13 protein-coding genes are annotated in these 12,361 nt (G+C 73.1%); 1 reads left to right on the forward strand and 12 read right to left on the reverse strand.

Annotated elements, in window-relative coordinates; genetic code table 11:
* Positions 1-125 precede the first annotated feature (125 nt).
* The 7 genes from F5972_RS38545 to F5972_RS32915 form a co-directional block, all read right to left on the reverse strand.
* On the reverse strand, positions 126-1,724 hold the full coding sequence (locus tag F5972_RS38545) for a toxin glutamine deamidase domain-containing protein (RefSeq protein WP_225312105.1): 1,599 nt from the start codon (positions 1,722-1,724) through the stop codon (positions 126-128).
* 118 nt (positions 1,725-1,842) lie between these two features.
* A complete protein-coding gene (locus F5972_RS32890) occupies positions 1,843-3,570 on the reverse strand; it encodes a molybdopterin-dependent oxidoreductase (RefSeq protein WP_225312106.1) in 1,728 nt (575 codons plus the stop codon).
* Positions 3,571-3,617: 47 nt separating this feature from the next.
* Positions 3,618-4,220 (reverse strand): RdgB/HAM1 family non-canonical purine NTP pyrophosphatase, encoded by a 603-nt coding sequence (rdgB, locus tag F5972_RS32895; protein ID WP_150939363.1) that lies wholly within the window; start codon positions 4,218-4,220, stop codon positions 3,618-3,620.
* 32 nt (positions 4,221-4,252) lie between these two features.
* Positions 4,253-4,969, reverse strand: coding sequence for a ribonuclease PH (gene rph / locus F5972_RS32900; RefSeq protein WP_150939365.1), 717 nt, complete (start codon positions 4,967-4,969; stop codon positions 4,253-4,255).
* A gap of 5 nt (positions 4,970-4,974) precedes the next feature.
* On the reverse strand, positions 4,975-5,727 hold the full coding sequence (locus F5972_RS32905; RefSeq protein ID WP_150939367.1) for an MBL fold metallo-hydrolase: 753 nt from the start codon (positions 5,725-5,727) through the stop codon (positions 4,975-4,977).
* On the reverse strand, positions 5,724-6,560 hold the full coding sequence (gene murI, locus F5972_RS32910) for a glutamate racemase (RefSeq protein ID WP_373868704.1): 837 nt from the start codon (positions 6,558-6,560) through the stop codon (positions 5,724-5,726). The genes F5972_RS32905 and murI overlap by 4 nt, the downstream gene beginning before the upstream one ends.
* A gap of 219 nt (positions 6,561-6,779) precedes the next feature.
* On the reverse strand, positions 6,780-7,574 hold the full coding sequence (locus tag F5972_RS32915) for a thioesterase family protein (RefSeq protein ID WP_150939372.1): 795 nt from the start codon (positions 7,572-7,574) through the stop codon (positions 6,780-6,782).
* A gap of 205 nt (positions 7,575-7,779) precedes the next feature.
* Between F5972_RS32915 and F5972_RS32920 the strand changes: the two genes are divergently transcribed.
* A complete protein-coding gene (locus F5972_RS32920) occupies positions 7,780-9,468 on the forward strand; it encodes a DUF3352 domain-containing protein (RefSeq protein WP_150939374.1) in 1,689 nt (562 codons plus the stop codon).
* A gap of 69 nt (positions 9,469-9,537) precedes the next feature.
* On the opposite strand, the gene F5972_RS32925 is transcribed toward F5972_RS32920, so the two are convergent.
* The 5 genes from F5972_RS32925 to clpS form a co-directional block, all read right to left on the reverse strand.
* The gene (locus tag F5972_RS32925) at positions 9,538-10,485 is read right to left on the reverse strand and encodes a PLP-dependent cysteine synthase family protein (RefSeq protein WP_150939376.1); all 948 of its coding nucleotides are present in this window, start codon (positions 10,483-10,485) and stop codon (positions 9,538-9,540) included.
* On the reverse strand, positions 10,486-10,764 hold the full coding sequence (locus F5972_RS32930; RefSeq protein ID WP_150939378.1) for a MoaD/ThiS family protein: 279 nt from the start codon (positions 10,762-10,764) through the stop codon (positions 10,486-10,488). It lies immediately after the preceding gene.
* A gap of 318 nt (positions 10,765-11,082) precedes the next feature.
* Entirely contained in the window at positions 11,083-11,499 is a 417-nt protein-coding gene (locus F5972_RS32935) for a Mov34/MPN/PAD-1 family protein (RefSeq protein WP_150939380.1), read from the reverse strand.
* Positions 11,500-11,509: 10 nt separating this feature from the next.
* The gene (locus tag F5972_RS32940) at positions 11,510-12,034 is read right to left on the reverse strand and encodes a DUF2017 domain-containing protein (protein ID WP_150939382.1); all 525 of its coding nucleotides are present in this window, start codon (positions 12,032-12,034) and stop codon (positions 11,510-11,512) included.
* Entirely contained in the window at positions 12,034-12,321 is a 288-nt protein-coding gene (clpS, locus tag F5972_RS32945) for an ATP-dependent Clp protease adapter ClpS (protein WP_150939384.1), read from the reverse strand. The genes F5972_RS32940 and clpS overlap by 1 nt, the downstream gene beginning before the upstream one ends.
* Between the last annotated feature and the right edge of the window lie 40 nt (positions 12,322-12,361).

Consider the following 12,361-nt stretch of genomic DNA (forward strand, 5'->3'; position numbering starts at 1 on the left):
GGCGGCCCCCTGACAGGCCGGGCGCCGCGTCCGCCGGATCCGGCGGACGCGGCGCCCACGCGCTCGGCGCGCACCGCGCAGGCCCTGGCACAGGCGCCGTCTGCGGCGGCCTCCGGTTCAGGCCGTCACAGACCGCGGCCCTGGCGGTCGACGACCACCGCGAAGACGCCCGTGACATCCTCGTACGGCGGGTCCACCGCCATGTGCCCCCGCTGGGCGTCGATCCACAGGACCTCCCCCCGGCAGTTCACGGCGTTCCACGCGTGGCTGCCGCCCCCGGCCCACCGGGTGATGAGGACGGCGGCCGCGCCGTGCCCGCCGAAGATCAGCCGCTGGGCGACGGCCACGTACGCCCGGCGGCCGTGGCCCACGTACTCGAAGCGGTGCCCGAGCCACTTCTCGGCCCGCGCGACGCCCCCGGTCTCCCCGGTCAGCAGCGGCCGGCCGGACGGGTCGTACTCGGGATGCCTGCGCGCCGCCACCACGGGCTCGCCGTGCCAGGTCGACATCACCGACAGCGCGCAGTCGACGGCGTTGTTGGACCTGAACGCGTCCTCCGTGGGACCTTCGGCGTTGATGAGGCGGATCCAGGTGCCGCGCGGGTCCGGGAAGCGCCCGTTCACCGCCTGCGCCAGACTCGCCTGCCCCTCTTGGTCCGCCTCGGCCAGGCCACCCGGCCGGCCGTACGTGCGGGTCTCCTCCAGCCGCCGGGGACGATCCGGGCCGTCCAGCCAGTCGCGCTCCGTCTCGTCCCGCAACACGGCCGACCAGAAGTCGTCGCCGGACGCCCCGTCCTGACGGGATTCCGCGGTCTCGCCGGAGTGCCCGAGATGGTGGGCCTCCGGGACGGCCTCGTCCGGCCACCCGCATTCGGCCGAAGCGACCACGTCCGTTTCCCCGGGGACCGGCCGCTCACCGTCGCCCGCGTCCGTCGCACTGCCGTCCATCACGCGGTCCGTCGCACCGCCGTCCACTGGGCCGTGCGGTGACCCCGAGGCGCCGGCGGACGGGTAGCCACCGGGCACGGCCGGTGCCGCGCCGCCGTCCCCCTCGCCCTGGTTCGCCTCGCTGTCCTCGGCGTACGGAAGCGCGTCCTCGGCGTACGGAAGGGCCTCCTCGGCATCGGGGAGAGCGGTCCCGCCGCAGGTGCCCTGGCCGTCGTCCGCGGGCGGGAGCGCGCCGGTGTGCTCCGCGCCAGGTGCCGGGCCATCGGGAACGACGTCGGCGGCGGTCCCCCCGGCCGCCGCCTCCGCCGTCGTCCCGATGATCGCCTCAGTGATCGCCTCACTGATCGCCTCGTTGATCGCCTCACTGATCGCCTCGTTGATCGCCTCGGTGGTCGCCTCGGTGGTCGCCTCGGTGGTCACGGCGGCCTGAGGATCGCCGTCGTCCTCCGCGATCCCGGTCTCCTCGGCGGGTGTCGTGGCGGGGACGGCGTCCCGGATCACCGGCGGCCCGCCGCGGCGGCCGATCGACATGCTCAGGCCGTGGCCCGCGTTGTCGCCGTTCCTGGCGGCGGGGACGACCGGCACGGCCCCGGCCTGCACGCCCAGCGGCAGTGCCGCGATCCGCACCTCCAGGCGGCGGTCCCCCAGCGAGGGAGCAGGCGCCTCGGCGGCCTGCTCGTAGTCCCGCCATCGCCGGCCGTCGGCCGCGACGACCGGGTTGTACACACCCGACGGCAGCCGCCACCTCGCATGCCGGCGCGCCTTCTCCTGGTTCACGCGTTTGGCCCCCCTCTTCGCGCCCCATCAGGGTGCCGATGGTAGGGGCGGGCCGTACGAGGCGCGGCGGGTTTTCCCAACTCCAGACCCAGCCGGTTGTGAGCGCCCGTGGCGTGTCTCAGCGGGCCGTGACGGTGACGGAGTGATACCCGGTCGCGCCGTCCGGCGCGGGCGGCGCCTCGTCCGCGGTCTGGGTGTAGCCGGTGGCGTCGGTGGCCCGCACCGCGATCGTGTGTCTGCCCGGCGTCAGGTCCACCTCGAGCGACCACTGCCGCCAGGTGTCGGGCCCTGTCGTGCCGGCCAGCCTGGCCTGCTGCCATCCGGCGCCGTCCACCCGCACCTCCACCGCGTCGATGCCCCGGTGCTGGGCCCACGCCACCCCCGCCACGGTCGTGCGGCCCGCCCGGACCTTGTCCCCGCCGCGCGGCAGGTCGATCCTCGACTGGGTCTTGATCGGGCCCTTCGCGGCCCATCCACGAGGCGTCCAGTAGGCCTCGTCCCGGTCGAACCGGGTGACCTTGATCTCGGTCACCCACTTGGTCGCCGAGACGTACCCGTACAGTCCGGGGACGACCTGGCGGACCGGGAAGCCGTGCTCCTCGGGCAGCACCTCGCCGTTCATCGCGACGGCCAGCAGCGCGTCCCGGCCGTCCATGACCACGTCGACGGGTGTGCCGCAGGTCCAGCCGTCCTCGGAGACGCTGAGCAGCATGTCGGCCTCGCGCCGGATCCCGGCGTCGCGCAGCACGTCGGCCAGGCGCGCGCCGAGCCAGCGCGCGTTGCCGGCGTACGACCCGCCGACCTCGTTGGACACACAGGTCAGCGTGACGTCGGCCTCCGTCAGGGGCCGTTTGAGCAGGTCGGCGAAGGTCAGCTCGACCGGCCGGTCCACCAGTCCGTGGATCTTCAGCGTCCAGCGGGCCGGGTCGACCGTCGGCACCACGAGAGCGGTGTCCACCCGGTAGAAGTCCGCGTTCGGGGTCACGAACGGGGTGAGGCCCGGGATGCGCAGGTCCGCCCCGGCCGGGATGGGCGCGGCCGGCCGCGCCGCTCGCGGGAGGACCTTCGCCACGCCGCGCCTGGCCAGTTCGCCGTTCTTGCGCCCGGACAGCAGCCATCCGCCGAGCCCGCCGGCTCCCGCCACCACGACACCCGCCGTCACCCCGTTCAGCAGCCTGCGCCGGTCGAACGCGTACGCCTCCGCGGCCGGCGCGGTGAACGGCGCGGACGCGGAGGACACGGTTCCCGGCCGCATCACGGCGGGCTTGGCCGGGCCGGCCGGGCTGCTGACCGGGACGACGTCGCTCACCGGCTGGGCCGGGGTGCGGCTTCGGGCATCGGCGGCCCTGCTGGCGGCGACGTAGTCGTCCTCGTCGCTCCGCGTGGCACGCCGCCACAGCCGCGACAGGGCGTACGCCCCGGCCGCGGCCCCCGCGAGCGAGGGCAGCACGTGCGCCGCTCCCGCGTCCGGCCGGGACAGCGCCGCGGCGGCGCCGACGAGCCCGAAGACGGCCAGCCCCGCCATGCCGTACGCGGTCCGGCGGCGGGCGAGCAGTCCGAGCCCGGCGGCGATGAGCGCGAGCACCACGACGATCCCGGTCAGCAGCACCGGCTTGTCGCCGGAGCCGAAGGTGCGGATCGCCCACTCCTTCAGACCGGCGGGCGTGGCGTCGATCACGGCGCCGCCCACCGCGACGACCGGCGCCGCGGCGGGATCGACCAGACCGGCGACGAGCTGGGCCGTCCCCAGCGCCACCGCGGCGGCGACGAGGCCGGTCAGAACGGCGGCCCAGGTGGGCACGCCGGTGCTCTCGCGGGTGCCTTCGCGGATGCCTTCTGCGTTCACGGTCCGAACGCTACGCCCGCCCCCGCCCCGGCGGTCTTACGGCCCGATTACGAGACGACTTGGCCGATCACCGGAGCCAGCGCGCGGAAGGCCCGGCCCCGGTGGCTGATGGCGTCCTTCTCCTCGGCCGACATCTCGGAGGTCGTCCGGGTGTCGCCGTCCGGCACGAAGATCGGGTCGTAGCCGAAGCCGCCCGTGCCGCGCCGCTCGCGGATCAGGAAGCCGTGCATGGCCCCCTCCACCACGTGTTCCTCCCCGCCCGGCAGCGCGAGCGCCGCGCAGCAGGCGAAGTGGGCCTGGCGGCGGCCGTCCGGCACGTCGCCGATCTGCGCCAGCAGCAGGTCGAGGTTGGCGTCGTCGTCACCGTGGCGGCCCGACCAGCGGGCGGAGAAGATGCCCGGCATGCCGTTCAGAGCCTCCACACAGAGGCCGGAGTCGTCGGCGACGGCGGGCAGGCCGCTCTGCGAGGCCACCGCGTGCGCCTTGAGCAGCGCGTTCTCGGCGAAGGTGAGGCCGGTCTCGGCCACGTCGCCGATGTGCGGGAAGGCCTCCAGGCCCAGCAGTTCGACCGGCACCCCGGCGTCGGCGAGGATCCGGCGCAGCTCGACGATCTTCCCGGCGTTCCGGGTGGCCAGGACCACCTTGTTCATGCTCTCGTCCTCGGTGCTCGTCGGGAGAGGGGTCAGGAGAGGGCCTCGGTCTGCAGGCGGGTGAGCTCGGCGCAGCCGCTCGCGGCGAGGTCGAGCAGGCCGTTCAGCGTCGTGCGGTCGAAGGGCGTGCCCTCGGCCGTGCCCTGGACCTCCACATAGTCGCCCCTGCCGGTCATCACCACGTTCATGTCGGTCTCGGCCTTGACGTCCTCGCTGTAGTCGAGGTCGAGCATGGGCTCGGTGCCGACGATCCCGACCGAGACGGCGGCGACCGAGTTCACCAGGGGGTCGCCGGGGCACATCCGGCGCTGCCGCATCCAGGTGATCGCGTCGGCCAGCGCGACGTACGCGCCGGTGATGGCGGCGGTGCGGGTGCCGCCGTCGGCCTGCAGCACGTCGCAGTCGAGCAGCACGGAGTTCTCGCCCAGGGCCTTGTAGTCGACGCAGGCGCGCAGGGAGCGGCCGATCAGCCGGGAGATCTCGTGGGTACGCCCGCCGATCTTGCCGCGGACCGACTCGCGGTCGGTGCGGGTGTTGGTCGACCGGGGCAGCATGGCGTACTCGGCCGTCACCCAGCCCAGCCCGCTGCCCTTGCGCCAGCGGGGCACGCCGCTCTCGACCGTCGCGGCGCACAGCACCTTGGTGCCCCCGAACTCCACCAGTACGGAGCCCTCCGCGTGGGCGAGCCAGTTCCGGGTGATGGTCACGGGACGTAGCTGGTCGGATCGACGACCGTGTGAACGAGCCATACGGGTCACCCTAGGTCATACACGGCGCCGCTCCGCGCCAACTCCATCGGCCCGTCGAAACCGCCGCGTGAGGCGTCCTCCAGGACGCGGGCCTTGTCGTACCACGGCACGAGGTGGGTGAGGACGAGCGTGCCCGCCCCGGCCCGCGCGGCGTGCTCGGCCGCCTGCCTGCCGCTGAGGTGCAGGCCGGGCACGAGGCCCGGCTCGTCGAGGAAGGAGGCCTCGCACAGCAGCACGTCGGCGTCGTGGGCGAGCTTGACCAGTTCGGCCGACTCCCCGGTGTCCGCCGAGTACGCCACCGAACGGCCCCTGTGGGAAACGCGGAAGCCGTACGTCTCCACCGGGTGGTTCATGGGAGCGGCCGTCACCTCGAACGGGCCGACGTGCCGCGTGCCGGGCGACAGCCGCAGGAAGTCGAAGGAGTTCTCCAGCACCGGCTCGTCCGGCATCGCGTACGCCGCGTTGAGCCGCTTGGAGGCTCCGGCGGGGGCGTGCACCGGGATCTTCGGCAGGGGGCCGTCCGGGGTGTAGGTGCGGACGACGTGGTAGGCGCACAGGTCGAGGCAGTGGTCGGCGTGCAGGTGGGACAGCAGGACGGCGTCGACGTCGTAGAGCCCGGCATGCCGCTGGAGGGCGCCCAGCGACCCGCTGCCGAAGTCGACGAGCATCCGGAAGCCCTCGGCTTCGAGGAGATAGCAGGAGGACGGGCTGTCGGGGCCGGGGAAGCTGCCCGAGCACCCGACGACGGTCAGCTTCATCGCGGGCTCCCCACGCCGGTCGCCTCGCCGAGCCCGGGGGCGGTCCGCTCCACCGACTGAAGCTCCGGGCCGAGGAACCGCTGCCCGAGCCGTTCGAACAGCTCCGTGTCGCCGGTCGCCCGGAAGCGGTGCCCCGGCACGCCCGCGCCGTTGGACAGCCCCCGGTCGTGCAGGATCCGGTAGACGTCCTTGGCGGTCTCCTCGGCGCTCGACACGAGCGTGACCCCGTCCCCGGCGACGTACGACAGCGCGCCGGTGAGCAGCGGATAGTGGGTGCAGCCGAGGATCAGCGTGTCGCAGCCGGCGTCCTGGATCGGCTTGAGGTAGCCCCGGACCACCTCGATGAGGTCGTCGCTCATGGTCTCGCCGCGCTCGACGAACTCGACCAGCAGGGGGGCGGCCACCGCGACCAGTTCGACGTCGGGGGCGGCGGCGAAGGCGTCGTGGTAGGCCATCGACTCGATGGTCGCCCGCGTGGCGATCACGCCGACCCTGCCGTTCCTGGTGGCCCGCACGGCCCGCCGCGCGGCGGGCTGGATCACCTCGACGACGGGGACGTCGTAGCGCTCCCTGGCGTCCCTGAGCACGGCGGAGCTGGCGCTGTTGCACGCGATCACCAGCATCTTCACCCCGTGCTCGACCAGGTGGTCCATCACCTCCAGCGCGTAGGCGCGGAGCTCGGCGATGCGCTTGGGCCCGTACGGCTGGTTGGCCGTGTCGGCCACGTAGAAGATCGATTCGTGGGGCAGCTGGTCGATGATCGCCCGGGCGACGGTCAGGCCGCCCACCCCGCTGTCAAAGATCCCGATCGCCCTGCTGTTGTCCTCCGGCACGCTTCCCAAGGTTAGGGGACCCGTCCCCGCCGCCGACGGTAAGAAACCTCACAACGCGCGGGCCGCGAGGGGCGCGGCCGTGCTCTGGACTGAGGAGCGCCCGGAGCGAGGCACGAGCGAGGACGCGACGAGAGCCCTGCCCATCGCGCGCCTCCGGCACGACCCACGGCCTGGAGCGCCCCGAGCCGCCTTGCCGAAGGCACGGCAGTCGGACACGGCTCAGCCGCGGCCGAGCCGGGCGAGCTGGCGCGACTGGGCGACCAGCCGGCCCGCCGAGTCCCACACCTCGACCTCCTCGTCGAACCAGCCGTCGCTGATCAGCCGCCCGCCGCCGATGAGGGTGAGCCACCCGGGCGCGGGCAGGGCGCGCAGGTGCCAGGTCAGCTCGACCGTGGGAGCCCAGCCCCGCGCCCCCGCCGAGAACACGACCGGCGGCAGGGCGTCCACCGCCATCGCGAGCACGAACGGGTCGGGGTCCTGCGGCTCGGCCAGCCGGAAGTAGGCCCGCGACTCGGGTCGTCCGGTGGGCTCCCCGGTCAGCCACCCGATCGTGGGCGGGTCGAACAGCATCTCCATCCGCGCGCTGAAGTTCATGGCCGACGCGGCCTTGGGATCGGGCAGGCGCACGCAGCCGTCCAGGCCGGGCATGTCCGCCGACGGGCCGTCCGACCAGTCCGGGGCCGCCGATCCGTCCAGCGTGGCGGTCGTGACGAGCATCTCGACGGACGTCTCGCCGTCCCGCACGAGCCGCGCCCGGGTCATCGCGGCGGTACGGCCCGACTTGAGCCGGTCGAGCACGACCTGGGCCGGGCCCGGCCGGGCCACCCGCAGGAACTGGGCGCTGGTGGAAACCGGATGCGGGTGCGGTGAGGCGTCCGTCACCGCGCGCAGCACGGTGGCCATGAGATAACCGCCGTTCAGCGGCCCGCCCATGGAGTATCCGTCGTCGAGACACACGTCGTAGGTGGTGTCGTCGACCCGGATCGCCCGCGTGGCCTCGTCGAACTTGGTCATGCGCCCCTCGCCGCTCTACCGAATGATGTTCTGCTCGTTACTGTAGCGTGGCGCTCTTCGCCGTCGCGGGCGGGGATCACCCGAGACCCCCCGACATGGGCATCACGGTCAAGCGGGCTGCAAGCGCCCTTCTAGCGGCCGCTTCTAACCTCCGGGCTACGACGCCTCCGGGCGTACGACCCCGACGACGCTTGTGAGTGAGCCAATGCCCGCCGACCGCTCCCCCCGGCAGCCGGATTCCCGGACTCCGCACCCGCGACACCCCGAACCGGCACCGGGCCCCTGGGGCCCCCGTGACGAGAGCGAACTCGACCGCACCATCTCCTACCGGTTCCCCCGTCCCCCGGGCCGGGAGGCGCACACCGTACGCCTGCCCGCGTGGGGCGAGCAGGAGGAGATCGGCTTCACCACCGTGGCCGAACCGCCGCCGTCCGCGTCGGCGCCGGCTCCGGGGGGCCGGCGGGGGGCGCGCGGCTGGATCCTCGCGCTCGTCGCCGCCGTGCTCGTCGGGGTGGTCGGCGGAGGTGGCGTGTGGGCGGCCTCGAAGCTCAGCGGCGGCGGCACGCAGCCGCAGGACGTGCTGCCCGCGAGCGCGATCGCCTACGTCCGGCTCGACCTCGATCCCTCCGCCGACCAGAAGCTCGCGTTGTTCGGCATCGCCCGCAGGTTCTCCGCGACCCGGGACGCCTTCGGCGGCGACGACCCGCGCGAGGCGCTGGTCAACGCAGTGGGGAAGGCACAGGGGAACGACGGCACGGGCCTCGCGAAGGTCGACTACGCCAGGGACGTCGAGCCGTGGCTGGGCGACCGCGCCGGCCTCGCCGTGCTCCCCTCGGCGGACGGCGGCGACCCCGTCGGGGCGATCGCCGTACAGGTGAGGGACGAGGCGGCGGCCAGAGCGGGCATCGCCCGGCTGGGCCTGCGCGACGGGAAGGGCGGCCTCGCGTTCCGCGACGGATACGCCGTCATCGCTCCGAGCCAGAAGCTGGCCGACCAGTACGTCACGGCGGCGCCGCTGTCCGGCGAGCCCCGCTTCGCCGGCGATCTGCAGGCGCTGGGCGAGCCGGGCGTGCTGTCGTTCTGGGCCGACGTGGAGAAGGCCGTCGAGGCCGCGTACCCCAGGCGGGACGGCGCGGAGCCGCTGTTCGACCGCGTGAAGGGCATGCGCGTCGCCGGCGCCCTGCGGTTCTCCGGCGACTACGCGGAACTGGCCGGGCTCGCCCGCGGTGGGAAGACGGCGCCGGGCCGTCCCGAGCCGGCGCGGATCGGCGACCTGCCCGCGACCACGGTCGCCGCGGCGTCGTTCTCCGGTCTCGGCGACCTGCTGCGCGAGCAGTGGCCCTCGATCGAGCGGGCGGCGGACGGCGCGGACGGCGGGCCGTACGCGGAGACGCTCGACGCGGCGCGGCAGTACGGCCTGTCCCTGCCGGACGACCTCGTGACGCTGCTGGGCAGGAACCTCACGCTCGCCCTGGACGAGCACGGCCTGGACGGCTCCCAGCCCGACTTCGGCGCGGTGCTCACGACCGACGCCGACAGGGCGCGGGACGTGGTGGACAGGGTGAAGATCTATCTCGACGGCATCGAGCGGCCGGCGGACTTCGGCACCGCGAGCGGCGACGGCCGGTTCGTGATCGCGACGACGCCGGAGTACGCCGGCGCTCTCAACGGCGGCGGCGCGCTCGCCGAGTCGGAGACGTTCCGCCTGGCCGTCCCGGACGCCGGGAACGCCACCTACGCGGTGTACGCCGACCTCGACCGGCTGGAGAAGCTGTACCTGAGCGGCGCCGGGGACGCCGAGCGGCGGGACCTGGAGAAGCTGCGGGCGGTCGGGCTGAGCGGCACCTCCGGCGAGGCCGGATCGAGCTTCACCCTCAGAGTCGTCTTCGGCTGAGCTGCCCGCCCTGAGCTCCCGGCCCGCACGGCCGCGCCGCGGAAGGGTGGCGCGGCGGGCGGGCGGGAGTCAGGCCCAGAGCTGGCCTTCCAGGCGGTCTTCGGCCTCGTCGAGGGTGCCCTCGTAGGCGCCGGTGGACAGGTACTTCCACCCGCCGTCGGCCACGATGAACACGATGTCGGCCCGCTCCCCCGCCTCCACGGCCTTGCGGGCCATGCCGAGGGCGGCGTGCAGGGCGCAGCCGGTCGAGATGCCGGCGAAGATGCCCTCCGACGCCAGCAGCTCACGGGTGCGCCGCAACGCGTCGGCCGAGGTCACCGAGTAGCGGGTGGTCAGCACGGACGCGTCGTACAGCTCGGGGACGAACCCCTCGTCCACGTTGCGCAGGCCGTAGACCAGCTCGCCGTACCGCGGCTCGGCGGCCACGATCCGCACGTCCGGCACGTGCTCGCGCAGGTAGCGCCCGACACCCATGAGCGTGCCGGTCGTGCCGAGCCCGGCGACGAAGTGGGTCACGCCGGGCAGGTCCGCGAGGATCTCCGGCCCGGTGGACTCGTAGTGGGAGCGCCAGTTCGCCGGATTGCCGTACTGGTAGAGCATCACCCAGTCGGGGTGCTCGGCCGCGAGGCCCTTGGCCACCCGTACGGCCTCGTTGGAGCCGCCCGCGGCCGGCGAGGAGATGATCTCCGCGCCCCACATGCGCAGCAGCTGGCGGCGCTCCTCGGAGGTGTTCTCGGGCATGACGCAGATCAGCCGGTAGCCCTTGAGCCTCGCCGACATGGCCAGCGAGATGCCGGTGTTGCCGGAGGTCGGCTCCAGGATCGTGCAGCCCGGCGTGAGCAGGCCATCCTTCTCGGCCTGCTCGATCATCCACAGCGCGGGCCTGTCCTTGACCGACCCGGTCGGGTTGCGGTCCTCCAGCTTCGCCCAGATCCGCACGTCGGCGGACGGCGAGAGCCGGGGCAGCCCCACCAGCGGGGTGTGCCCGACCGAGTCGATCAGCGAGTCGAAGCGCATCTAGCGCGCTCCGCCCGCGACGGCCGGGAGCACGGTCACGGTGTCGCCGTCGGCGACCGGGGTGCCGAGCCCGCCGAGGAAGCGCACGTCCTCGTCGTTGAGGTAGACGTTGACGAAGCGGCGCAGCCCCGAGTCGTCCACCAGCCGGTCCTTCAGGCCGGGGTGACGCGACTCCAGGTCGCCGAACAGCTCTTCGAGGGTCGATCCCTTGGCGTTGACCGCCTTGGCGCCATCGGTGTAGCTGCGGAGGATGGTAGGAATGCGGACCTCGATGGCCATCTCGGCTCAATCTCCTTGATCTGTGGTCGTCATTGGGGTGGGCGTCCGTTCACTCACGTCCGCCCGCGCGCGTCCGTGCGGAGCGCGCGTCCGTTCATCTGGATGGAACATGGCCGGGCGGGCGCCGATTCCAGCCGGGATCCGGCCGGGGTCGGCCGGGCGGCGGCAGGCGGCCGGGACTCAGCGACAGTCGTAGACGACGACGGACGGCGTGTGCGCGAAGAGGAACGCCTGAACAGGAGATTCCGGGCGTACCCGGCGCATCAGGACAGCCGGTGACGACACAGGACGGGCGTCATCGTAGGGCATGGCTCAAGTTTAACCGTACGCCTCGACGATCTTTACGTCCTCCTCCGTAACGACGCCGTCATTGATCCGGAACGACCGGAACGGCGTCTCCTCCTCGGAGGCGGTCGAGACCAGCACGTAGTGGGCGTCGGGCTCGGAGGCGTACCCGATGTCCGTGCGGGAGGGGTACGCCTCGGTGGCGGTGTGGGAATGGTAGATCACGACGGGCACCTCGTCCCTGTCGTCCATCTCCCGCCACACGCGGAACTGCTCCATGGAGTCGAAGCGGTAGAACGTCGGGGACCGCTCCGCGTTCTCCATGGGGACGAAGCGCTCGGGACGGTCCGACCCGGCCGGCCCGGCCACGATGCCGCACGCCTCGTCCGGGTGATCGGCCCGCGCATGGGCCACGATCTTGTCGACCAGCTCGCGTGAGATCGTCAGCATGCCGGAAAACCTACCAAAGCGCCCTGACGAGGGTGTCCTGCAGGTAGGTCAGCCAGTCGTAGGTCACGAACGCGGGATAGCGCGGGTCGTCCTCGGACATCGAGGCGATCTCCTCGTGGACCTCCTCGGTCACCTCCAGGCGCACGCCCAGCGCGAGGCGGACGTCGTTGAGCGCCCGCAGCCACGCCTGCCCCTGCTCCGAGGTCAGCGTCAGCCGCCCCGGCGCCGCCGTCTCCAGCAGGGTGGTCGCGTCGGCCCGCTTGCCGTCGCGCAGCGTCGCCTCCGTGTACCGCCGGAACTCCCCCGCCGCCTCGTCGTCCTCGGCGTACGCGGAGGGGAACAGCCGTGCGAGCACGGGGTCGTCCGGCGGGGTGGCCGAGCCGATGCCGAGCGCGCGCTCCAGCGGGTCGTCCCCCGTGGCGCCCGGCTCCACCAGGCCCAGCACCTGCGACACCAGCGAGCGCAGGATCGACACCTCGCCCGCGTCGAGGTGGACCGAGACGCCGTCGCGCGCCGCCCTGAATCCCGCGCTCATCACTTGTCCTGCTGGACGGTCGCCCACAGGCCGTAGGAGTGGAGTATCTGCACGTCCCGCTCCATCTCCTCCCGGGTGCCGTTGGAAACGACGGCCCTGCCCTTGTGATGGACGTCCATCATCAGTTTCTCGGCCTTCTGCCGGGGATAGCCGAACACGGTCTGGAAGACGTACGTGACGTACGACATGAGGTTGACCGGGTCGTTCCACACGATCGTGAGCCACGGCAGATCGGGACGCACGTCCGACGACGGACGCTCGACCTCGGCTGGAGCTGTGCTACCCACGTAACCATCCTGCACCACGACCGTCGTAGTCTTCGACACG

Source organism: Microbispora cellulosiformans (assembly GCF_008728085.1).
Lineage (GTDB): Bacteria > Actinomycetota > Actinomycetes > Streptosporangiales > Streptosporangiaceae > Microbispora > Microbispora amethystogenes.

Coding starts and splice junctions, on each gene's coding strand:
- rdgB (WP_150939363.1), bottom strand. CDS start 4,220: ATGAACAAGGTGGTCCTGGCCACCCGGAACGCCGGGAAGATCGTCGAG.
- rph (WP_150939365.1), bottom strand. CDS start 4,969: ATGGCTCGTTCACACGGTCGTCGATCCGACCAGCTACGTCCCGTGACC.
- F5972_RS32905 (WP_150939367.1), bottom strand. CDS start 5,727: ATGAAGCTGACCGTCGTCGGGTGCTCGGGCAGCTTCCCCGGCCCCGAC.
- F5972_RS32915 (WP_150939372.1), bottom strand. CDS start 7,574: ATGACCAAGTTCGACGAGGCCACGCGGGCGATCCGGGTCGACGACACC.
- F5972_RS32920 (WP_150939374.1), top strand. CDS start 7,780: ATGCCCGCCGACCGCTCCCCCCGGCAGCCGGATTCCCGGACTCCGCAC.
- F5972_RS32925 (WP_150939376.1), bottom strand. CDS start 10,485: ATGCGCTTCGACTCGCTGATCGACTCGGTCGGGCACACCCCGCTGGTG.
- F5972_RS32930 (WP_150939378.1), bottom strand. CDS start 10,764: ATGGCCATCGAGGTCCGCATTCCTACCATCCTCCGCAGCTACACCGAT.
- F5972_RS32935 (WP_150939380.1), bottom strand. CDS start 11,499: ATGCTGACGATCTCACGCGAGCTGGTCGACAAGATCGTGGCCCATGCG.
- F5972_RS32940 (WP_150939382.1), bottom strand. CDS start 12,034: ATGAGCGCGGGATTCAGGGCGGCGCGCGACGGCGTCTCGGTCCACCTC.